Source organism: Nocardia sp. NBC_01329 (genome assembly GCF_035956715.1).
GTDB lineage: Bacteria > Actinomycetota > Actinomycetes > Mycobacteriales > Mycobacteriaceae > Nocardia.
Window position 1 is genome coordinate 5,338,063 of record NZ_CP108381.1, and the last position, 22,180, is coordinate 5,360,242.

22 protein-coding genes and 1 tRNA gene are annotated in these 22,180 nt (G+C 66.9%); 6 read left to right on the plus strand and 17 right to left on the minus strand.

All coding sequences use genetic code 11. The annotated features are described in order from the left end of the window. Positions 1–8: 8 nt before the first annotated feature. Entirely contained in the window at positions 9–497 is a 489-nt protein-coding gene (locus OG405_RS24275; RefSeq protein WP_327148743.1) for a DUF2752 domain-containing protein, read from the minus strand. Positions 498–740: 243 nt separating this feature from the next. Here OG405_RS24275 and OG405_RS24280 point away from each other — a divergent pair, with 243 nt between their 5' ends. Both OG405_RS24280 and OG405_RS24285 read left to right on the plus strand, forming a co-directional pair. Further along, positions 741–1,793, plus strand: a complete 1,053-nt coding sequence (locus OG405_RS24280; RefSeq protein ID WP_327148745.1) for an alpha/beta fold hydrolase — start codon at positions 741–743, stop codon at positions 1,791–1,793. 142 nt (positions 1,794–1,935) lie between these two features. Further along, positions 1,936–2,856 carry an NADP-dependent oxidoreductase gene (locus OG405_RS24285; protein WP_327148746.1) on the plus strand — a complete coding sequence of 307 codons (921 nt, stop codon included), beginning with the start codon at positions 1,936–1,938 and terminating at the stop codon, positions 2,854–2,856. 41 nt (positions 2,857–2,897) lie between these two features. Here OG405_RS24285 and OG405_RS24290 read toward each other — a convergent pair whose 3' ends face one another. Both OG405_RS24290 and OG405_RS24295 read right to left on the minus strand, forming a co-directional pair. After that, positions 2,898–3,371: a DUF1772 domain-containing protein gene (locus OG405_RS24290; protein WP_327148747.1), complete on the minus strand. Its 474-nt coding sequence runs from the start codon at positions 3,369–3,371 to the stop codon at positions 2,898–2,900. 53 nt (positions 3,372–3,424) lie between these two features. Further along, the gene (locus tag OG405_RS24295; protein WP_327148748.1) at positions 3,425–3,832 is read right to left on the minus strand and encodes a DUF4267 domain-containing protein; all 408 of its coding nucleotides are present in this window, start codon (positions 3,830–3,832) and stop codon (positions 3,425–3,427) included. Positions 3,833–3,918: 86 nt separating this feature from the next. Here OG405_RS24295 and OG405_RS24300 point away from each other — a divergent pair, with 86 nt between their 5' ends. Then, positions 3,919–4,518, plus strand: a complete 600-nt coding sequence (locus OG405_RS24300; protein WP_327148749.1) for a TetR/AcrR family transcriptional regulator — start codon at positions 3,919–3,921, stop codon at positions 4,516–4,518. A gap of 12 nt (positions 4,519–4,530) precedes the next feature. On the opposite strand, the gene OG405_RS24305 is transcribed toward OG405_RS24300, so the two are convergent. Continuing rightward, complete coding sequence (locus tag OG405_RS24305; protein ID WP_327148750.1) at positions 4,531–4,917, minus strand: DUF1304 domain-containing protein; 387 nt, start codon at positions 4,915–4,917, stop codon at positions 4,531–4,533. Between the two features lie 123 nt (positions 4,918–5,040). Here OG405_RS24305 and OG405_RS24310 point away from each other — a divergent pair, with 123 nt between their 5' ends. Next, positions 5,041–5,181 (plus strand): hypothetical protein, encoded by a 141-nt coding sequence (locus tag OG405_RS24310; RefSeq protein ID WP_327148751.1) that lies wholly within the window; start codon positions 5,041–5,043, stop codon positions 5,179–5,181. 410 nt (positions 5,182–5,591) lie between these two features. Here OG405_RS24310 and OG405_RS24315 read toward each other — a convergent pair. The 5 genes from OG405_RS24315 to OG405_RS24335 form a co-directional block, all read right to left on the minus strand. Then, positions 5,592–5,667 (minus strand) — tRNA-Thr (locus OG405_RS24315). Between the two features lie 57 nt (positions 5,668–5,724). Beyond that, complete coding sequence (locus OG405_RS24320; protein ID WP_327152489.1) at positions 5,725–6,915, minus strand: DNA polymerase III subunit delta'; 1,191 nt, start codon at positions 6,913–6,915, stop codon at positions 5,725–5,727. 129 nt (positions 6,916–7,044) lie between these two features. Then, the gene (locus OG405_RS24325; protein ID WP_327148752.1) at positions 7,045–7,566 is read right to left on the minus strand and encodes a DinB family protein; all 522 of its coding nucleotides are present in this window, start codon (positions 7,564–7,566) and stop codon (positions 7,045–7,047) included. 53 nt (positions 7,567–7,619) lie between these two features. Further along, on the minus strand, positions 7,620–10,535 hold the full coding sequence (gene topA, locus OG405_RS24330) for a type I DNA topoisomerase (protein WP_327148753.1): 2,916 nt from the start codon (positions 10,533–10,535) through the stop codon (positions 7,620–7,622). A gap of 917 nt (positions 10,536–11,452) precedes the next feature. After that, the gene (locus OG405_RS24335; RefSeq protein ID WP_011206895.1) at positions 11,453–11,659 is read right to left on the minus strand and encodes a cold-shock protein; all 207 of its coding nucleotides are present in this window, start codon (positions 11,657–11,659) and stop codon (positions 11,453–11,455) included. 432 nt (positions 11,660–12,091) lie between these two features. On the opposite strand from OG405_RS24335, the gene OG405_RS24340 reads away from it, so the two are divergent. Beyond that, positions 12,092–14,443, plus strand: a complete 2,352-nt coding sequence (locus tag OG405_RS24340) for a DEAD/DEAH box helicase (protein WP_327148754.1) — start codon at positions 12,092–12,094, stop codon at positions 14,441–14,443. 255 nt (positions 14,444–14,698) lie between these two features. Here OG405_RS24340 and OG405_RS24345 read toward each other — a convergent pair whose 3' ends face one another. The 7 genes from OG405_RS24345 to ssd all read right to left on the minus strand — a co-directional run bounded on the left by OG405_RS24345 (position 14,699) and on the right by ssd (position 19,697). Continuing rightward, the gene (locus tag OG405_RS24345; RefSeq protein WP_327148755.1) at positions 14,699–15,157 is read right to left on the minus strand and encodes an Rv3654c family TadE-like protein; all 459 of its coding nucleotides are present in this window, start codon (positions 15,155–15,157) and stop codon (positions 14,699–14,701) included. Then, entirely contained in the window at positions 15,154–15,492 is a 339-nt protein-coding gene (locus OG405_RS24350) for a TadE family type IV pilus minor pilin (protein WP_327152490.1), read from the minus strand. The genes OG405_RS24345 and OG405_RS24350 overlap by 4 nt, the downstream gene beginning before the upstream one ends. A gap of 65 nt (positions 15,493–15,557) precedes the next feature. Beyond that, a complete protein-coding gene (locus OG405_RS24355; protein WP_327152491.1) occupies positions 15,558–15,737 on the minus strand; it encodes a DUF4244 domain-containing protein in 180 nt (59 codons plus the stop codon). A 138-nt stretch (positions 15,738–15,875) separates the two neighbouring features. Next, positions 15,876–16,472, minus strand: coding sequence for a type II secretion system F family protein (locus OG405_RS24360; RefSeq protein WP_327148756.1), 597 nt, complete (start codon positions 16,470–16,472; stop codon positions 15,876–15,878). An 89-nt stretch (positions 16,473–16,561) separates the two neighbouring features. Further along, positions 16,562–17,380, minus strand: a complete 819-nt coding sequence (locus OG405_RS24365) for a hypothetical protein (protein WP_327148757.1) — start codon at positions 17,378–17,380, stop codon at positions 16,562–16,564. Next, the gene (locus OG405_RS24370; RefSeq protein WP_327148758.1) at positions 17,380–18,579 is read right to left on the minus strand and encodes a TadA family conjugal transfer-associated ATPase; all 1,200 of its coding nucleotides are present in this window, start codon (positions 18,577–18,579) and stop codon (positions 17,380–17,382) included. The genes OG405_RS24365 and OG405_RS24370 overlap by 1 nt, the downstream gene beginning before the upstream one ends. Next, positions 18,576–19,697: a septum site-determining protein Ssd gene (gene ssd / locus OG405_RS24375; RefSeq protein ID WP_327148759.1), complete on the minus strand. Its 1,122-nt coding sequence runs from the start codon at positions 19,695–19,697 to the stop codon at positions 18,576–18,578. The genes OG405_RS24370 and ssd overlap by 4 nt, the downstream gene beginning before the upstream one ends. Before the next feature lie 364 nt (positions 19,698–20,061). Between ssd and OG405_RS24380 the strand changes: the two genes are divergently transcribed. Continuing rightward, the gene (locus tag OG405_RS24380; protein WP_327148760.1) at positions 20,062–20,895 is read left to right on the plus strand and encodes an HAD family hydrolase; all 834 of its coding nucleotides are present in this window, start codon (positions 20,062–20,064) and stop codon (positions 20,893–20,895) included. 492 nt (positions 20,896–21,387) lie between these two features. On the opposite strand, the gene OG405_RS24385 is transcribed toward OG405_RS24380, so the two are convergent. Next, positions 21,388–22,134, minus strand: a complete 747-nt coding sequence (locus tag OG405_RS24385; RefSeq protein ID WP_327148761.1) for an oxidoreductase — start codon at positions 22,132–22,134, stop codon at positions 21,388–21,390. Positions 22,135–22,180 lie beyond the last annotated feature (46 nt).

The window sequence follows — 22,180 nt, forward strand, 5'->3', positions numbered from 1 at the left end:
CTCGTCTGTCAGACCGGCGTCAGCCAGGTGCCCCAGGGGGTGTTTCGCAGCACCGTATAAACGGTGATCGCGCCGAGCAACGTCCACATCGTGACACTGTTGATCCCGGGCAGGCGCGGTCCGTCACCGCGCCACGCACGGATCACCCAATCACCCACCCACAGCGCGTAGAGCGCGAGCACCGGCAGCGCCAGCAGGTTGCTGTGCAGGGAATCGACGATATGTCCCTCGGTCAGGTTGTGCACTGCGCGCATACCCCCGCAGCCGGGGCAGTACACACCGAACAGCGCATAGACCGGGCACAAACCGTAGGCGCCCTCCACATGCGGATCGCGCAGGTGGAGCAGCAGCACCGCCGCCGCACCTGCGGCCGCCGCCGCACCCGGTAGTAGGACTCCGCGCCATCCGGCCGACCAGGTGCCGCCGTCCGCCTCGTCCGCTTCCGGAATCCGCGGTTCCACCAGCCCTCGCGGTTCGGCTGCATCGGAGTCGTTCACATCTCTCACGGTAGCCGCGACGCCCGGGTTGACGCCACAACCAACGGAGGTGCTTGCTCCGTTTCCACAGCTCCAGGTATAGAACTTCCGAAAAATGGGCACCCTTGGCTAACAGTGGCCCGTGCCGCACCGATATTCGGGACAACAACAACATCTCGGAAGACGCGTACCGGAACGGCGCTTGCTCTTGTAAGCACCCAGCTTGCAGAGCTACCGTGTCAGCAGGCACAAAGGAGTGTTCTGATGCTGGTGAAGTCGATAACCGCGCTATCGCAGGCGCATCAAGGCGCATTGACCGCGCCGTACCGGGCTACGTTGCGTGCGCGCCGATTCCGAACGTCGCACTACAACGCGCCGATCGCCGTCCCCGAGGTCATCCCCGTGACCACTGCCGACGGCGCCCGCCTGCGAGTGCACTCCTACGGTCCCGCCGACGCCGAGCCGATCGTGCTCATCCACGGCTGGAGCTGTTGTATCGAGTACTGGCACCCCCAGATCAACGCCTTCGCCGACCGTTACCGCGTGATCGCCTACGACCAGCGCGGCCACGGCGACAGCACGCTCGGTCGCACTCCACTCGGCGACCGCACCCTCGCCGACGATCTCGCCACCGTCCTCGAGGCGACCCTGCGGCCGGACGAGCAAGCTCTACTGGTCGGGCACAGCATGGGTGGGATCACCCTGCAGGCCTGGGCGGCCCGCCATCCACAGCAGGTGGCCCGGCGCGCCCGCGCGGTCGTCCTCGCCAACACCACCTCGGGCAATATCCGCTACGACACCGATCTGCTGCCGCTGCTGAACAAACCGCTCAGCGTGGGTAATCTGCCGCTGACCTTGCTCGGGTCGCCGATCCGGCTGCCGATGATCGTCGCGGAGTCCATCCTCACGACGCCCCTCCCACTGCCCGGCGGCTGGGCGGTCAGGGAGATCCTCAAACAACGCATCATGGCCCGTGGCGCCACCAACGAGCAGGCCGATTTCGCCCTGAACATCGTGCGCTCGTGCCGCCCGCTGGCCCGTGGCCGGCACGCCGCGATCCTGGCGGATCTGCAGCTCGGCGCGGCCGCGGCGAATCTGACCGTGCCCACCACGATCATCGCCGGCCGCTACGACCGGCTGCTGCCGGAACGGATGTCGCGACTCATCGCCGACACGATGGAAGCGGCCGGGCACCGGCCCGATTACCAGGTCTGGCCCACCGGCCATCTGGGCAATATCGAGCGGATCGACCATTTCAACACCGAGCTCACCGCCATCCTGAACCGCACCAGCTCCCGGTCTGCGGCCGCGGGCTGAGCGGAAGTCCCCGAGTGCGGTCAGTGTCGCCCGGCTCGGTGGACCCTCCGCACCCGCCCGGGGCCTACGGGATCCGGGACGGAATATCGGTTGCGGCGCGTCGTTGCACGCAGGGGACGACCGCAACCGATAGGACTGGATCATGCGTGCAGCGACCTATGACCGGTACACCACCGACAACAGCGATATGCGAGTGCGTGACCTGCCGAAACCCAAGGTCTTCCCCGGGTCGGTGCTGATCGAGGTGCGCGCGGCGGGGGTGAACCCGGTCGACTGGAAGCTCATGTCGGGCGCCTTGGACGGCCTGATCGATGCCGTCTTCCCGGTGATCCCAGGTTGGGATGTCGCCGGGATCGTGGTCGAAACGGGTATCGACACCCCCGAATTCGAGGTCGGCGACGAGGTAATGGCCTACGCCCGCAAGGACGTCCTGCAGGCCGGAACCTTCGCCGAACTGGTCGCGGTCGAGGCCGCACACGTGGCACGCAAACCGGTGGATCTGCCCTGGGAACAGGCCGGTGCGCTGCCCTTGGCCGGCGGTACCGCCCTGCGCACCCTCGACCTCCTCGAGGTCACCGGCGAGGACACCGTACTGATCCACGCCGCAGCCGGGGGTGTCGGCAGTCTGGGTGTCCAGATCGCCCGGGCTCGCGGGGCCCGGGTCCTGGGTACGGCTTCCGAGCGCAATCACGGTTTCCTGCGCGACCTGGGCGCCGAACCAGTGGCCTACGGGGACGGCCTGGTCGAACGTATCCGCGAACTCGCTCCCGACGGCGTGCGGGCCGTAGCCGATTTCGTGGGCGGCCAGCTCGACACCACGCTGGCGGTTCTGGCCCCGGGTGGGCGGCACGCCTCCATCGCCGACGGCACGGTGGCCGAGCACGGTGGCCACTCCGTCTGGGTCCGCCCAGACGGCGCTCATACCCAGCGACTCGCCGACCTCGCCGCCAAAGGCGACCTCACGGTCCCGGTCGCCGCCACCTTCTCGTTGGAGGAGATCGCCGACGCGTTCGCCGCCGGTCAGTCGGGCCATACTCGCGGCAAGAACGTCATCGTGCTCTGATCCCCGGGTTCCACTCCGCACGACCACTGTCCCGATACCCATCAGGCCGTTGCGATTGCGACCACGAGCGCGATCAACGCGATCATCTGCAGGCCGACCCGCGGATAGAGGATGCTTTCCCAGCGGTCCTGTAGGGCGCGCGCGTCCGGCGGAATGATCCCGGACTGCGCCGCTGCCTTCTGCGCGTTGTTGACCGGCTTCGCGATCCGCGCATACAGCACCAGCCACGCGACGAGAGCGAGCACGGCCAGCCCCGCCGCGACGGCGGGCACGGTGTAGCCACCGACGGCGGCCGACACCGATGCGATCAGCGCACTCACCACTCCGGTGATACCGATGGGCGGCATCCGGAGATCGGCGTAGTAGTGGCCCCACCCCGCGTTGAGGGTCATGGTGGTGTCGTCGAGCCGGCGGTTGACCGATCGCACGACCAGCGCGGCGAGGGTGTCGGTGCCGTAGACGACGGCGTTGGTGAGCACCGCGACGGCGGCGAGGATCTGGATCGACACGGACATGGTGGTCTCCTGAATTTCGGGTATTTCGGCTGATAGAGGTCGCTATTCGACGGTTATGCCCGAGCCGGGGCCGGGTTCCGGGGTTCGCGCAGGAGCAACACTCCGGTGAGTGCCACCAGTACTGCCGTGAGGCCGTGGATTCCGAAGGCAGCGGCAGTGGAACCGTCGTAGGACAGGACGGTGGTCATATCGCCGATGGGGATCAGCGCGACAGCGAGCATGGTGACACCGAGCGCGAATCGTTGCCCGAGCGCCAGCAGCACGAGGATGAGGATGCCGCTCACGGTGTCCCGAATGCCTTTGAGGTTCAAAAATGCCACGGCGTCGCCGGTCGGCCACTCCGGCAGCCCGAATCCGGTGGCGATCGACTCGGGAGCGATCAGGTAGTTGATCCCGATATAGAAGATGAACGCGGCCCCGAACAGCACCAGTGCAGTCGTGAGACGAGGGGTGGTGATCATGATTGCTCCGAAATCTAGCAGTGCTATGTACTAGAGCGACACTAACCTAACTCGGCTATTGTGTCTAGCGGTGCTAGAATTTTTGGATGAGCGTGCAGAACAGGCGGGAACGAGAACGAGCCGAACGCCACCGGCTGATCATCGACACAGCGCGCGAATTGGCGGAAACCGAGGGCTGGGACGCGGTCACCGTCCGGAAGCTCGCCGACCGGATCGAATACAGCCAACCCGTGCTCTACAGCCATTTCGCCGGTAAACGCGCCATCGTCACGGCCGTCGCGGAGGACGGGATCACCGAGCTCGCCGTCAGATTGCGCAGCGCCAGGACATCCGCCACCACCGATTCCGAAGCACTGGCCGCGGTCGCCCGCGCCTACAGCGAATTCGCGACCGAGCGGCCCGCCGTATACGACGCCATGTTCGCCATGTCCACCGATCTGCAATTCGGGCCGGATGCCCCGCAACCCCTACGCGACGCGTTCGCCGAACTGGTCACCGTACTCGGCCCCTTCGCCGGAGACGACGACGTGGAATCCTTCACCGAAACCGGCTGGAGCGCACTACACGGCCTGGCCACCCTCGAACGCGGCGAGCGGTTGCGCCCCGGGCTCCGCGAGGCTCGGCTGGCGATTCTGTGCCGGTTACTGGAACGGGCTCGGGTCCCGGATTCCTCGCAGCACAGATGATCCACGCCGGGATCACCCGGTGAACGCCCAGATGACTCCGAAGACCACCGTGACCAGCGGTGCCGCACCTTGTTTCACCGCCGATGCGCGTTTGTCCGGTGACGAGACCAGCAGGACTGTCGCGGCACCCAGCATCGCGGCCGTTCCGGCGAAGATCAACGTCACCCCGATTTCCCGGTCGCCGGCCACCGCGACGATGATCCCCACACCCGCGATGATCGCCAGGAACAGGTTGTAGAAGCCCTGGTTGTAGGCCAGTTCGCGGGTCGCTACGGCTTCTTCGGCGCTGGTGCCGAAAACGCCCCGAGCGGCCCCGGTCCACGCGAACGATTCCAGATACCAGATATAGACGTGCAACAGCACCGAAACCGCCGCGAATGCTGCGATGGCGATGAACATGAGCACCGACACTAGCCCACGAACGACTTCGACCTGCGGTAATCGGCGCGCCTCGCCCGGGCGGGTTCGTTGACTCGCGGCACACGGTTACCGCCCCGGCCCGCGCCCGGGACGCCGCGGCTGGTGTCGTACCACTTCAGCAGCAAAGACGAGGTCACTGAGCAGGTGGTGCTGGAGCTCTACACCCGCGCGGACTTCGACATCGACTCCTACACCGCTGAACTGGCTGCCATGGTCGACCGAGCCACCAGGAAGAACCCGTGATGACAGTGCCATCGGAAACATCGCCGGCACAGATATGAGGGCACCCGCCGCAGTCGCTCGGCTACAGCTGCACTGCTACTCGCCGACACCGCCACGCCATTGGCTGTGTTCTACGGGTTACGCGCGGCCGGAGCGAGTCAGTGGCTCGCCCTCGCCGCCAGCGGCACGATCCCATCGGCCCCCTTCAACGCCGAGAACCGAGCATCTGGCATCGGCGAGGAGGAAACTCTACGGCCATGCCCACCAATGGGTTCCGATCGCTCACTCACCCTCTCCGAGGGCCCTTCGTAGTGCCCTGGTCACCCGAACTTGGGCGCCGCTGTGACAAACGTCGACAAGACCACCACAGCGATATCTCGCCGGAAGCGTCAGAATAAGCGGAAATCAGCTGGTTAGAGCCGGTTTCCGAGTGGAGCCGCCTAGGAGAATCGAACTCCTGACCTTTTCATTACGAGTGAAGCGCTCTACCGACTGAGCTAAGGCGGCGTGCCTTTCGGCGTGGCGAGTCTATCGTCTCAGAGCTGGTAACGCGAAAACAGCTGGTCACGAGGTTTCCGCGATGAGAGTGGCGGCCATCGCGGCGACCGCGAAGCGGGGCTTGACGTTCTGGTCGAGGGCTTCGCGGCAGGCGAGGATCGCGTCGACGGAGCGGAGCAGCCCCTCGGGGCGGACCCGCTTTGCCAGTTCGCGGGCGCGGTCGGCCATATCCGGGTGGGTCATGGTGATGCCGTTGGTGTCACCGAAGCTCATTGCGAGGGCGTCTCGGTAGAGACCGGCGATATCGAGGAGGGCGCGGTCCAGGGCGTCGCGGCCGGTGCGGGTGGCTCGGGATTTCTGGCGGCGTTCGAGGTCCTTGAGAGCACCTGCCGAACCGCGGGTAGCGCCAGCCGCGCCTTTACCGGTGCCGCCGGCGCCCAGCGCGGTGGCGAGTTCGTCGCGCTCGTGCTCGTCGCGTTCGGCGCTGAGCTGTTTCGCCTCGTCGTCGGCGGCTTTCACCAATTCGTCGGCCGCCGGGTAGCCGGTGCCGCGGGTCACCGCCGTTACCAGATCGAGGGCGCGGCGACGGCGGTCACGGGCCTCGTCGTCGGTGGCCAGGCGCCGAGCGCGACCGAGATGACCGGAGCTCACGCCAGCCGCCCATTCCGCTGTTTCCGGGTCGAGGCCGTCGTGTTCGCGCAGCACCCGGGCGATCGCGGGGGCGCCGGGGGTGACCAGGTGTACATGCCGGCATCGGGAGCGCAGGGTGACCGAGATGTCCTCCGGATCCACCGACGGCGCGCACAGCAGGAACACCGTCCGTTCCGGCGGCTCCTCGACCACTTTGAGCAGGACGTTGCCCGCGGCCTCGGTGAGCCGGTCGGCGTCCTCGATCACCACCACCTGCCAGCGGCCGGTGCTGGGGCGCCGGGCCGCGATCTGCACGATCCCGCGCATCTCCTTGGTCGAGATACTCAGCCCCTCGGGTACCACGCGACGAACATCGCCGTGAGTTCCGGCCATCGTCGTGGTGCAGGCATGGCAGTTCCCGCAACCGGGCTCTTCGGGATCGGCGCATTGCAATGCTGCCGCGAAGCAGAGCGCAGCCACCGAACGCCCGGAACCGGGCGGGCCGGTGAACAGCCACGAATGGGTCATCGCGCCCCCGGCGACCCCGGTCCGACCCGCGATCGCGGCGGCGGTCAGATCGGCCGTCACCGAATCCTGACCCACGAGACGCTCGAAGACACCCACCACGCTCACACCCTAACTGTCGGTCGCAGCGTCATCCTCGGCTCACACAGCCGGGCGCAGTGGTGGCGGCACCGATTCGCGAGCCGGGCAAAGCCATCGAAGTCCGCGCACGCCCCGCGAAGCGGGGTCCGCTCACCCGGCGCGCTGGGCGGTGGTGTTCGCACCGTCCAACTGTTCGCGGATGATATCGGCGTGCCCGCTGTGGTGGGCGATCTCACGCAGGATGTGCAGGATCAGGAACCGCGCGGACCACCACACCCGGCCGGGCACCCAGGGGTTGGTGGGAGTGGGAATCGATACGTTCAGATCGTCGACCGAACGAACGAGTTCCGTGGTACGCGCGGCGACCCGCTCCCATTCGGCGAGTAGTCCGGCGACTGTCTCGTCCTCGCCGATGGTGTATTCGTCCGCGTAGTCTTCCAACTTCTGTTCGGCGTTCTCGTCCCGCTCGACCAGCACTTTCGTCCACGTACGTTCGCAGCGGATGATGTGGTGCAGCAGGCCGCCGAGAGTCAGTTCGCTGGCGGTGGTCCGCCGACGCGCCTGCTCGTCGTCGATACCCCGCAGCGCTATCCGGAACATCTCTCGTTGCTCATCCAGCAGTTGGACGAGATCTTCGCGTTCCCGGTCGACGGCCATCGGCGCTCCTGTCATCGGACGATACTCGCGCGCGACACTACTCCGGCAGTCCGACAGCTGTCCGCGGTCTAATCGTCGCTCTCGGACGCCGACCGCCCAACGGACTGTTTCGCCGGGGCTTTCTTGGCCGGGGCTTTCTTGGCCGCGGTCTTCTTCGCGGCCGCTTTCGCCGTGGTCGTCTTCTTGGCTGCCGTGGTGGTCTTCTTGGCAGCGGTCTTCTTGGCCGGAGCCTTCTTGGCGGTCTTCTTCGCCGCCTTCTTCACCGGACCACGCGCGCGCCGGTCGGCCAGCAGTTCGGAAGCGCGTTCGTCGGTGATGGATTCCACTTCGTCGCCCTTGCGCAGGCTGGCGTTGGTCTCCCCGTCGGTCACATAGGGCCCGAAGCGCCCGTCCTTGATGACCATCGGTTGACCGGTGGCGGAATCGTTACCGAGTTCCCGGAGCGGCGCGGCTGCCGCGGCCTGTCTACCGCGGCGTTTGGGTTCGGCATAGAGCTTGAGCGCCTCGTCGAGGGTCACGTTGAAGATCTGATCCTCGGTGGCCAGCGATCGAGAATCGGTGCCCTTTTTCAGGTAGGGCCCGTACCGGCCGTTCTGCGCGGTGATCTCCTCACCGGAGGCCGGATCGGCGCCGACCACCCGCGGCAGCGACAGCAGCTTCAACGCGTCTTCGAGGGTGACCGTCGCCGGGTCCATGGATTTGAACAGCGACCCGGTGCGCGGTTTGGGAGCGTTCTTCTTCGCGGTCTTCTTGGCCGGCTGATCCTCTTCGGTTTCCGGAAGGATCTCGGTGACGTAGGGGCCGAAACGTCCTTCCTTGGCGACGATTTCGTTTCCGTTGTCCGGGTCGTGCCCCAGCGACCGGCCCTCCTGCGGAGTGGAGAAGAGCTTCTCGGCGACCTCCGGGGTCAATTCGTCCGGTGGCAGATCGTCGGGAAGGTTCGCGCGCTGGGAAGTCGGTTCGGCATCCGGCTTGTCGGGGTCGGTGACCATTCGTTCGAGGTACGGCCCGTACCGGCCGACCCGTACCACAACATCGCGACCCGCGTCGTCGCTGAACAGTTTGATGGAGTTGATCACGCGGGCATCGATATCGTCGAGCCGCTCTCCGACCATGCGCTTCAGGCCCCCGGCCCGCGCGACCGAGCCCTCGGCGCCGTCGTCACCGCCGAAGTAGAAGCTGGACAACCAATTTCCGCGCTGCGCTCGCCCGCCCGCGATGGCGTCCAGATCATCTTCCATCGCTGCGGTGAAATCGAAGTCGACCAACCGGCCGAAATACTGCTCCAGCAGTCCGGTCACCGAGAAAGCCACCCAAGAGGGCACCAGCGCGCTACCGCGTTTGTAGACGTAACCGCGATCGAGGATGGTCTTGATGATCGACGAATAGGTGGACGGGCGCCCGATTCCGAGCTCCTCCAGCGTCTTGATCAGCGACGCCTCGGTGTAGCGGGCGGGCGGATTGGTGCTGTGCCCGTCGGGGTTCAGTTCGACGGCGGTGACGCCCTCACCTTCGGCGAGCTGCGGCAATCGAGTCTCGGCATCGTCGGACTGACCGCCGGCCTCTTCGTCGACACTCTCCACATAAGCCTTCAGGAAGCCCGGGAAAGTAATGGTGCGGCCGGAGGCGGAGAACACGCATTCCTCGCCCGTGCCGGCCGTGCCGGTGATCCGCAGAGTGAGGGTGGTGCCCCTGGCATCGGCCATTTGCGAGGCGACGGTGCGCTGCCAGATCAGTTCGTAGAGCCGGAACTCGTCGGTGTCGAGCCGGGCGTGCAACTGCCCCGGAGTCGCGAAGGTATCGCCGGCGGGCCGGATCGCCTCGTGTGCCTCCTGCGCGTTCTTCACCTTCCGGGTGTACTGCCGGGCGGTGGGATGCACGAATTCGGCGCCGTACAGCTGGGTCGCCTGGGAGCGTGCGGCGTTGATCGCCGACTCCGACAGCGTGGTCGAGTCGGTTCGCATATAGGTGATGTAGCCGTTCTCGTACAGCCGCTGCGCGGTGCGCATGGTGCGTTCGGAGGTGAACCGCAGTTTACGACCGGCCTCCTGCTGCAACGTGGACGTCATGAACGGCGCATAGGGCTTACGGGTGTACGGCTTGGATTCGGCGGAGGTCACCACCAGATCGGTGCCGTGCAGGGCCTCGGCCAGCCGCCGAGCCCTGGATTCGTCCAGGACCAGCGCTCGGGAATCGGTCTTGAGGCGGCCGTCCGACCCGAAATCACGGCCGGTGGCAACCCGGGATCCGTCGACATCGACCAGGCGGGCGGAGAAGGTACGCGGATTGGCGGAATCGGTAGCCCCGCCGGCATCCAGCTTGGCGGCGATATCCCAGTACTCGGCCGAGCGGAACGCCATCCGTTCCCGCTCGCGCTGCACGATGACCCGGGTCGCGACGGACTGCACCCGGCCCGCCGACAGCCGCGGCATGACCTTCTTCCACAGCACGGGACTGACCTCGTAGCCGTAGAGCCGGTCCAGGATGCGCCGGGTCTCCTGCGCATCGACCAGGTCGTTGTCCAGGTCGCGGGTATCGGCGGCAGCTGCGCGGATCGCGGGCTCGGTGATCTCGTGGAACACCATCCGCCGAACCGGAACCTTCGGCTTCAGCGTCTCCAGCAGATGCCAGGCGATGGCCTCGCCCTCGCGGTCGGGGTCGGTGGCCAGATACAACTCGTCGGCGTCTGCGAGCAGACCCTTCAGCTCGGTGACCTTGCTCTTCTTTTCCGGGCTGACCACATAGATGGGTTCGAAGTCATTGTTGACGTCGACCCCGAGCCGCGCCCAGTCCTGACCTTTGTATTTGGCCGGGACATCGGCCGCACCGCGCGGCAGGTCCCGGATATGGCCGACCGATGCCTCGACCGTATAGTCCCGCCCCAGGTAGGGCGCGATCTTACGGGCCTTCGTCGGGGATTCGACGATGACGAGACGACGCACGGGACGACCCGCCTCGGCTGCGTTTCGGTCTCGTGTTGCCACCTGCGAATCCCTTTCCTTCTCGACCCGCGGAACGCTACTCGGGGCGTACGACGCGGCTGACTGAGCGGATGGTGACGGTCTACATCACCACCAGTCACGTTTATACCTCGACACTGCACGTGGTCGAACGGTCGCGACCATCGGGCCTAGCGCGTCGATGCCGTTCAGTATGCAGTGCCGCGCCACGGGTGAGCACGCACGGTGCGTCACGAATTCGCGCAGTAACACTTTGACCGGTGCGTGCGAACGCCGATCCGCCTCCGGCTCGCGCGTGGCGCGGAACACGTCCGACGGTAGCCGATGCCGGGCGTACCGAGTGCCCCGCACCGCAGGCCAGTGAATGCCGACGCACTGCCCGCTGGGCTCCGACCGTGCCGAGCCCGGGCAGACAGCGAACGAACGGATCGGATTCCGAGCGACGCGCGGAACACACCGCCGATACGGGTGATGAAGTAGGTGCGATGCGTGAGGCGAGGGCGCCGGTAGGCGAAAGGCCCGCGCCCGGACCGGGCTCACCGACGCCCGACCGACGAACAGCGGGATCTGATGCGCCAGTGCGCGATATACGCGTGGCCTGTACGGAGCCGCCGACGGGCATAGAGCACACCACCGATGTAGATACGCACGTAAGCAAGAAGCGTGTGCCCCGGGCAAGGACACGGGTACGCACCGATCTGCCCGCCCGGACGGGCCCCGAGATAGGCGAAGAGCGCATGCCCCGAGTCGATGCGGAGGTACGCCGAGAGCGCATGGCCGGAGCGGATGCGGAGGTACGCCCAGAGCGCATGGCCGGAGCGGATGCGGAGGTACGCCCAGAGCGCATGGCCGGAGCGGATGCGGAGGTACGCATACTCCACATATAGTTCGTCCCTCGCTCCCGTTACGGGAGGCGAGGGACGAACTGGGAGGTATCTCGCTCAGCTGAGAGCGCGAACTCCGGTGGCCTGGGGGCCCTTGGTGCCCTGACCAACCTCGAACTCGACCTTCTGGTTTTCTTCGAGGGTACGGAAACCCGAACCCTGGATCTCGGAATAGTGGACGAAGACGTCCGCAGAGCCGTCTTCGGGCGCGATGAAGCCGAAGCCCTTCTCCGCGTTGAACCACTTCACAGTTCCCTGTGCCATTCTGTTCCTTCTCTTTTCTTACTCGGAACGGCGGACAACTGGGTTTCGTCCACCGGGCCTGTTCCGATCGGCGCTACTCTGGACCGCCATGCGGGCCAACGTATGCCGTTCGCAACATCGATCCTGCCAGGGTTAGGACTTTGCATCCGTCCCTCGAACACAGAAGCTTTCGACCGAGAACCAGTGAACCATGTCTTTGGGAAATTCAACAGCGGAGTTACCGACAATTTGCAAAAAAAATGATCTCGCGAATGCGGGGGTAAGGGTTAGCCCGTGCGAATCTGCACTTCCGGTATGTTTGCCTACCGATAACCAGCCTACGGACCGCATACTCAGCTGTGACCCAGATCGCTATTGGGTATCGAACCCGCAGGTAGTAGGGAGCGGACGGCGGTGTTTCACACCGTCCGGAGACCCGGAAGGCGTTCACGCATGACCCGAGAGACCCGGCCCGATCGGCCCTATGGGCGATCGTTGCTGAATCGTGTCCTCGACGGCGTTCCGATCACTGATTCGCGACTGACGCATATCGCCGAGATCCCGGGGCGCCCCGCCGAGACCGCCGAATGGCCGACCTGGGCGGCGACCGACGTGGTGAGCGCGCTACGTACCGAGGGAATCGAGCTGCCGTGGAGACATCAGGCGACCGCAGCCGAGCACGCCCACCACGGACAACACGTGGTCGTAGCCACCGGAACCGCCTCCGGAAAATCGCTGGGATATCAGCTTCCCGTACTCACCGCCCTGCACGAACATCCGCGCGCCACGGCGCTGTATCTGGCCCCCACCAAGGCATTGGGCGCCGACCAGCTCCGCATGGTCGGCGACCTGACCAGGCACGGAGCCCTGCGCCGGATTCCCGTCGCCGCCTATGACGGCGATACACCCACCGAGATCCGGCAGTGGGTGCGGTCGGAGGCCCGCTGGCTGTTCACCAATCCCGATATGTTGCACCTGAGCCTATTGCGGTCACATCGTCGCTGGTCACACTTCTTTCGTCAGCTCCGATACGTGGTCGTCGACGAATGCCACGCCTATCGGGGGCTGTTCGGTTCGCACGTGGCGCTGGTTCTGCGCCGGTTACGCCGACTTGCCGCCCACTACGGCGCACACCCGGTGTTCGTCCTCTGCTCCGCGACCGCGGCCGACCCCGCGGCGGCTGCGTCTCGGCTGGTCGGGGCCGGCTGTGTGGCGGTGACCGAAGACGGGTCCCCGCGGGGCCCACGCACCATCGCATTCTGGGAACCACCCCTGCTCACTGCGGTGACCGGCGAGAACGGGGCACCCGTCCGGCTCGGCGCTACCACGGAGGCAGCCCGGATCACCGCCGAACTGGTGGTGGAAGGCGCGCGAACCCTGACCTTTGCCCGGTCTCGGCGGGCCGCGGAACTGATCGCCGTACACACTCGGCAGCGCCTGGCGGAAATCGACCCCGAACTGGCAGAACGTGTCGCGGCCTATCGTGGCGGCTACCTGCCCGAGGACCGGCGAGCGCTGGAGGCAGGCCTCTCGGACGGAACGTTGCTCGCCGCCGCGACCACGAACGCCCTGGAGCTCGGTGTCGATATCGCCGGGCTGGACGCGGTCGTCCTGGCCGGATTTCCGGGGACGGTCGCCTCGTTCCGACAGCAGATCGGCCGGGCCGGACGGCGCACGCAGGGGGCATTGGCCCTGCTGGTAGCACGTGACGACCCGCTCGACACCTATCTGGTGCACCACCCCGAAGCTTTGCTGAACAGGCCGGTGGAGGCCACCATCATCGACCCCGGGAACCCTTTTGTACTCGGCCCGCAACTGCTGTGCGCGGCCATGGAACTTCCCCTCGACGACGGGGAGGCAGAAGCGCTCGGCGCACGTCGGGTACTGACCGAATTAGCAGGTCGAGGACTTGTCCGCCGGCGGGAAGCCGAAGGCGGCGGCCGCTGGTTCTATACAGCACCCCAAGCCCCGCACGACGAAGTCGACGTCCGCGGTGGCATCGGTATCCAGGTCGCGATCGTGGTCGGCGAGACCGGCCGGCTGCTCGGCACAGCGGACGCCGGGCGCGCTCCGGCCACACTGCACGAAGGTGCGATCCACCTGCACCAGGGCGAGAGCTATCTGGTCGAGGAACTCGACCTCGCGGGTGGTGTCGCACTGGTCCGCGCCGACACCCCCGGCTGGACCACCAGCGCCCGCGCAATCACCTCCCTCACCGTGGACGCAATCCGCGAGAGCATGAACTTCGGGCAGGTCACTGCCGCTTTCGCTGAGGTCACGGTGCGCAGCCAGGTCGTGGGTTATCTCCGCACCCTGGTGACCGGCGAGGTACTCGACCTGGTCGAACTCGATCTGCCCGAGCAAACGCTCCCCACTACCGCCGTGCTCTACACCGTGACCCCCGAACTACTGGATCGCGCCGGGATCGACGCCGCTGCGGCGCCGGGCGCGCTGCATGCCGCCGAGCACGCGGCGATCGGACTGCTGCCGCTCGTGGCGACCTGCGACCGCTGGGATATCGGCGGCGTTTCCACAGCTCAGCACCCCGATACAGGACTGCCTACAGTCTTCGTCTACGACGGACAGCCCGGCGGTGCCGGGTTCGCCGAACGCGGATACACGATGCTGCGGCGCTGGCTCGGGGCCACTCTCCAGGCGGTCGTAGCGTGCGCCTGCCCAGGTGGCTGCCCGTCCTGCGTGCAGTCGCCCAAGTGCGGAAACGGGAACGAACCCCTCGATAAAGACGGCGCCGTCCGCTTGTTGACGGCGATTCTCACCGAACTGGGTGATCCAGACCGTCAATGACCTTCAGGTATGGACAAAATCGATGGTCAGGGAGTTGCCGAGCGACCCGGGGTGCGCAGCCTACGTGGCGAAACCTGACGATTTAAGAGGATAAGCATCATATTAACTGAATCGTTGCCATTGGACCGGTCGGTAGCTATAGAAGGGCCTTTCGTATCAATTCGGGAACACGTGACAATTTCGAGTAACGGGCCATTAATTGCCGTCGCTAAGTGAATGCAGTATTCGTCGTTAACAAAATTCGGCATAGCGCGATCACGTCGCTTCTTCGACCGGCCCCGCTCGCGCAACCGCTCGTATACTCCGCGTACCGAACGGACCCAACGGTACTTTTTCTTCGATCGAGATCACGGCATCCCAACCATCTATCTCGCACCGCACAAGCCCGGCCCCGGTCCGCTGCACAAGTGATTCCGCGGCCGCACATCCGGCTTCCGCGCCGTTCCACAGTTCGCCCGCGGCCGCCAGGGCGGCAAGGTCCGCCGCTGCCTGCGCACGGTGGCGCGCCACGACCGCCGCACCGAGCTGGACGATAAGTGCGGACATAACGATCAGTGCCACCAGGGCAAGGCATGCGGTGACGGTCGCCGACCCGGCATCTCCCCCGCGATGCCGCCGAGTTCGACGGCGGAGAAGCCGGATGATTCGGGCCGCCGATGCCGGGCAGGCGCCCCACGCATCCGGCATCAGCAGCGTCCCTGGCTCGCAACTCATACCTGCTGATCCGGTTCCTTCACGGCGACAGCCTCAGCCCGCAGTTCGAGAACAGGTATCAATGGAGTATCGGACGCTACGAGGGCGACCACCCGATCACCCTCGTCCCGCAGCGAGATCTCGGCCCCGGCCGGTGCAACCCGGCGCGCGGCGTCGACCGCCACAGCCCGATCGCCGCGGGCGGCCAACCGAGCCGCCTCGCGGGCGGCGTCCACACAGCGCACCTGGGTCACGGCCGCGAAAACGGCCCCCATGCACAAGGTGGCGGTCACGGCGATCGCACCGAGCGCGATCGCCGCCTCGACGGTCACCGACCCGGTCTCGTCGGAACTCATCCGCCCGAGTGCCTCGATGCACCCGTTTCCGACCGCGGCGTTGCCCACCGGCTCGGCCGTGGACGTCACACGCTCGTGTTCAGCGCCTTCTCGATGATCCCGGTCAATGCGTCGGGGATACTTTCGCCGGTCACCACGGTGTAGAGCACCGCACCGAATGCGGCAGCGGCGATGGTGCCGATGGCGTACTCGACCGTGCTCATCCCCGTCTCGTCCGACACCGCACCCATCAGGCGGACGTTCATTCGTCCTCGCACTGCCCGCAGTTCCTGCCGTACGGCCCCCGTAGTTGTCCAGTTGATCAGCACCCGACTCCCCTTTCTTGTCACCTCGCGCAGCCGATCCGCACGAGAACATATCGGTCTCCGCTCCCGGCACGATGTTCACAACGCGGCGCCGCCGAGTACCCGGCCGGCCAAACCGATGATCACCGGGACGATGCCCAAGCAGATGAACGCCGGAAGGAAACACAGGCCCAGTGGTCCACCGATCAGGACACCGGCGCGTTCGGCTCGGGCGGTCGCTGCTTCCTCCACCTGGATACGCTGTGCGTCGGCAAGTTCTCCGACTGCTCCGGCCAGCGATGCTCCCGACCGCGCCGAACGGCGGGCCGACCGTGCGAGCGCATCGAATTCCCGCGCGTCCGGCGATCCGGGTTCGGCCGGTGCCCATGCCATCACCGCATCGGCCCCCAATGCGAGTAGATCCGCAACCCGCACCAACCGATCCGCCAGCGAATCCGGCGACGCCGGGGCGACCGCGCGGAGCGCGGCAGCCGTCGGCAATCCGGCGCGCAGACAGGCGCCCAGCAGATCGAAGAGCGTCGCGACCGCGACCGGGTCGGATACCGTACGGGCCTTTCCGGACCGCACGTAGCGTCGTGCGGCGGCGGTCAGACGTGATACCGCCGGAACCGGGGCCGGAACCAGCAGGGTGGCGACCGAGAGCAGGACGAACGGCCAGGCTGGTACGACTGTCATCGCTCCTTCTTCCTCAGACCTCTGGAGGTGCTCTCGACTGTGGCGAACAGACCGTTCGTCGCGGGAGAGTTCAGCGGGCGTGTACGTACTCATTGCGGTACCACGCGCCGGGTTATCTCGTCCGCCCAGAGCAAACCCGCGCAGGCCAATCCGGTGCCGAGCGGCAGCAGGTAGAGACCGGATGGGGATACGAACAGCACATGGAGCGGATGTGCACCCATCAACTGCCCCAGACCGACACCGAGCAGCGGTAGAGCCGCCAGGATCGCGGCGGTCGCGCGAGCGCCGGCCAGCGAAGCATCGGTACGGCTCCGGAATCTGATCCGCGCACCGAGGTCGGCTCGGGCGGCCGAAAGTAGTTCGGCGAGCGCGAGGCCGTGCCGTTCGGCGACTCGCCAGGCGTCCGCGATGCGACCGAGTTCGGCGGCGATCACGGTGTCGGGACGGAGTAGACCTTCAGCACCCGACCCGCCCAACCGGCTGCGCGCCGACCCGACTGCGAACGCCGCGGCCGCGATTCCGCTCGTCTCCCGGGCAGCGGCCGCCGCCGCTGCGCTCGGATGGGCACCGACGCGTAATTCGGAAATCACCGTCTCGAGACCGTCGAGCAGATAGCCGCATTCGTTGCGGTGCAGACGTATCCGGCGGGTTCGGCGCAGCCGCACCGACACCGTCCCTACGACGAGCAGCGCGGCAATCACGCTACCGCTGCCCAGAACCAACGCGGGGACACATCCGATCAGGGCTGCCGCGAGCAGCACCCAGCGCTTCGAAATACGTCGCTGTGCAGGAGTTTCGAACAGCGCACCGAAACGGCGCCTTCTTTCGGAGACCGGTACGAGCAGCAACGCCGGCACCGTGCACCCGAACGCCGCAGCGGCGGCCCGCGGCCCTTCGACGTCGAACATCACCGCGTCCGTTCCGCGAGTATTGCCCGAAGCACCCCGGCGGCAGGGGCAGGACCGGCTGCTCGCCAAGCCGCGCAGATCTCCACTCCGCCGGCGGTGTCACGTTGCACCACCCCGATTTCCCCGAGGTACCGGAAGCCGTCGGCGCGACGCCGTACGTGCAGCACCACTTGGACTGCGGCGGCCAGTTGACTGTGCAGTGCGGACCGGTCCATTCCGCCCAGGCCCGCCAGCGCCTCGAGCCGGGCCACGACCTCTCGCGGCGAGTTGGCGTGAACGGTGCCCGCACCGCCGTCGTGCCCGGTGTTCAACGCGGTCAACAGATCGACGACTTCCGCACCCCGGACCTCACCGACCACCAGGCGGTCCGGTCGCATGCGCAACGCTTGCCGGACGAGATCGCGCAGCGTGATCGCCCCCGCCCCCTCGATATTTGGGGGCCGGGCCACCAGCCGGACCACATGTGGATGCGGCGGCGCGAGTTCGGCCGCATCCTCGACACAGATGATGCGTTCACCCTGACCTACCTGGGCGAGTAGCGCGGAGAGCAGTGTGGTCTTCCCCGCTCCGGTGCCACCGACCACCAGGAAGGCCAGCCGGGCGCGGATGATCTGTCGTAGCAGGGTTTCCGCTGCGGGTGGCACCGCGCCGGCTCGGACCAGCGCGTCCATGCCCTGGGTCGCCGGGCGCAGGATCCGCAGCGACAGACAGGTTCCGCCCCGAGCGATCGGTGCGAGCACGGCGTGCAGTCGCACACCGAAATTCTGTCCCAGCAATAGTTCCCGGCCGGACAGCTGCCCGTCGACCCAGGGCTGTGCGTCGTCGAGTCGGCGGCCCGCCGATAGGGCCAGACGCTGCGCCAACCGACGAACGGCGGCCTCGTCCGGAAAGGTCGTCGAGGTGCGTTCGACGCCGTGCCCCCGGTCGATCCACACGGCATCGGGAGCGGTGACCAGCACATCGGCCACCGTCGGATCGTGCAACAGCGGTTCCAGCGCCCCGGCGCCGGTGAGTTCGGTCTGCAACAGTCGCAGAGCGCGCAGCAGATCCGTATCCCCCAGCATCCCACCGGCTTCGGCACGGATGGCTGCCGCGACGCGAGCGGGCTCGGGCTCCGCGTGATCTCCGGCCAGTCGTTCACGTACCCGCTCCAGCAGTTCGGTGGTGACCACGCCGGTCGGTTCGGCAGTGGTACTCATCCGGCTCTCCGCTCGTCGGGTGGGCTCGGTACCGCCAGCACCGCGTCGCACGCGTCCCGCAATGGGCCGCGCCGCAGCCGCAGGCCCCTGCGTTCGAGCCGTGCGGCCAGTCCGGGTTGTGCTCGGACCGCCGCCAGCAGAGGAAGTTCGAGCACCGCGGCGATATCGTGGCCGCGCAGATTTCCGGGCGCGGGGCCACGCACCACCAGGCCGCGGTTCGGGTTGCGCCGGGCTATCCATTCCGCCGCCGCACCCGCGGCCGCTACCGCACGCAGCTGTGCGGGGACAATCAGCACCACGAGGTCGGCCGCGTCGAGTATCCGGTCCGTATGCGGGCCGCGCTCGCTGGATATATCGCAGACGACCAGATCGCCCGCGCCCCGAGCTGCCTCGATTACCGCATGCGCGGCAGCCGCGCCGATGGGGCCGGTACGCCCGCTGCCCCGGCCACAGGACAGCACCGACAGACCGGCACCCGCGACGGGAAGTGCGTTGTGCAGTTCGGCCGCGGCGACTCGACCGTCGTCCACGACCAGATCCGGCCAGCGCAAGCCGGGTGCGGCCTCGATACCGAGCAGCAGGTCGAGGCCACCGCCATGGGGCGCGCCGTCGACCAGCACCGTATGCGGACGGAAACCCGCGGTGGCCAAGCGCAGGGCGGTAGCGGCGGCGAGGATGGAGGCTCCGGCCCCGGCACCCGCACCGGCCATGGCGATCACCACTCCGCCGTCGGCGTGCTGTTGCCCGTACTCGGCGAATTTCTCGATGAGACCGACGGCGGCGCTCGGTAGGGCGATCACCCGCTCCGCCCCGATCACCGCAGCAGCCTGCCAATCGGCCAGTCCGGGCTCACCGTCGGTGACCGTCACCACCCCGCCGCGCCGCGGCGGCGACACGCTCGCACACGCCACCGCGGCCTCGGTGTCGAGTACCACCAGCGGGGCAGCGGACCAGGAGTGCCTGCCGACAGGGACCTCGCTCTCGGCGATCCGCCGACCAGCCGCGGCGGCGACCCTGCGCACTTCCTCACGGAGGCGGTCGTCCCGGATGAGCACCAGCACCGCGGGCGGGTCCCCGGCGGTGGGCATCGCGTCGTGATCCGTCGCGTTGTGATCCATGGGCTAAGCGTGGCCCGCTGAAGTCCCCCGAATCGGACCCTTGTGAGGATTGTGGACAACTCGCGGGTTGTGGAGAACTCTCGAACTGCCCGGAGGCCGCCCCTGAATAGAGGACGGCCCCAGCCGGGGGGGGAGGAGGCTGGGGCCGTCGGGGTTCAGCCCCGGGGGGTCGGGCTGAACGCGCCTGGAACAAGTCCAGGTGCCAGCAATACTACACCCAAGCCCCGACCGGAACGCAAGCCCGACGACAAAGAAGTTCCGCAGGTCACCCTCACTTCGGGGGCCCGGAGAAAACCACAGGTCAGAACATACGCGAGCGGGAATCGGGCACGACACGCCACGCCTCGATGCCTATCCTGGAGTGGTGACGGGACCCGGCAAAACGACACCATCTCCCGACGATCGGCGCGGCGAGAACGGCCGCATCGCCGCCTTCTTCGATCTGGACAAGACGGTGATCGCCAGATCGAGCACTTTCGTGTTCAGCAAACCGTTCTTCGACCAGGGTCTGATCACTCGGCGCACCGTACTCGAGAGCAGTTATGCCCATTTCATGTTCCTGCTCTCCGGTGCCGACCACGATCAGATGGAGCGCATGCGTGCTCATCTGACCGAAATGTGCGCGGGTTGGGATGTCGCCCAGATCCGGTCGATCGTGGCGGACACTCTGCACGAACTGGTGGACCCGCTGATCTACGCAGAGGCCGTCGACCTCATCGCCGACCACCGTATCCGCGGCCACGACGTAGTCATCGTCTCCGCCTCAGGCGAGGAGGTGGTGGCGCCGATCGCCGAAGCGCTCGGCGCGACCCACACGGCGGCGACCCGAATGGAAGTCGTGGACGGGAAGTACACCGGAGCGGTCGATTTCTACTGTTACGGCGAGGGCAAAGTCACCGCCATCGAGAAACTCGCGGCCACTGAGGGTTACGAACTCTCCCGTTGCTACGCGTACTCCGATTCGATCACCGATCTGCCGATGCTCACCGCGGTCGGCCATCCCACCGCGGTGAACCCCGACCGCAATCTGCGCCGAGAAGCGACAAACCGCGGATGGCCCGTTCTGAGCTTCTCCAACCCGGTCTCGCTCTGGTCACGGTTTCAGGCACCATCGAAAACCGTGGCCGCGGGAGTAGCGGTCGGCGTCAGCGCCCTCATCGCGGGAGCAGTCACCTATCGGCTGTTGCGACGGCGCTGAACACACCCACGAACCGGACTCATAGCATATGACTCCGACCGATGTGCCCGATTTCCATTTGTTCTACGGACTTGTGGTAAACCTTGCTGTGAGTGCAGTCACAGTGTAAAAATGGAGGCACGGAAGGAAGGACGGCCAGGGCGGAGCCGGAAGAGAAGGCTCAGTCTCCCGACCCACCTTCCCAGCACGGACTCCAGGCACCCACGCGGAGCTCGCCGCTACAAGGGCAGAAGCGTTGTGGGCCTGCGAAATCCGGTCCGCTGCCGGCGATGGCCTCGCATAGCTGCGGGGATGAGCTGCTGCGGAGCCCGGAGGAACGCCGAGGCCGGAGAACACAACCCAAACCAGCACGCATGGTAACCGGGTAGTCCGTGCTCGCGGGCGGTGAGGTCTTACGACCACACCGCCCGCTTTGACGTTCAAGGACAGACGTTCGGGAACATTCGAGCCGCTCACCACGATGTACCGCGAACGGAACCGGCCGTTCGGCGACTATCCCGCGGCGGCGTCCGCGATCGATGTCGCTTCCCGGGCGCCGTCCTCGAGGGCCCCGCAGCAGAACAACACCCAGCCACCCACACCGTCCGCTGTACCGGATCCGAACCCGGCCGCCGCATCGAGGTAGGCCTGGCGCCGCCGCAACCAGAAGACCTCGGGGACACCGAGCGAACGTGGATCCAGCCCGCTGGAAACCGTCACCAACCGAGACGCGGCCCGCGCGACCAATCCGTCCGCGGAACCGAACGGTTTCAGGGTGAGCAGCTCTCCGTGCACCACGGCGGCGGTGACCGGTGCGGGCACGGAGGTGGTGAGCAGCGTCTGCGCCAGCGCATCCAGGCGCTGCGCGACTCCCCTGTCGGCCCGGGGACGGCCCAGTCCGTTCTCGTCGTCGACCAGATCGGCGGCGGCCAGCAGATGCAACCGGGCGAGGGCCTGCAGCGGTGCCCGTTCCCAGATACCGACCAGATTCCGCAGCGCGTCGCCGTCGAGCGCCTGACCCACCCGTAACGCACCGGCCAGGATCGGGTCGGTAACCGTTCCGTCGGCAGGCAACTCGGTGCTGCCGCCCTCCAGTGCCGCCGACGACCGTGCCGCACGCACCGAGGCTTCGGCGGCCGTAGTCGCCCAGCCCCGGCGGTTCGACCGGTGTCGGTGGACCTCGGCAAGCGCATCCCGAGCCTTGTCGGCGGCGACCCGGACCCCGGGCAGTTCGATGAGCGGCGCAAGCGGATCGGTCACGGATCAGCACGCTACCGGCGACGAGCCGCAGGGTGAGCGCTGGCCC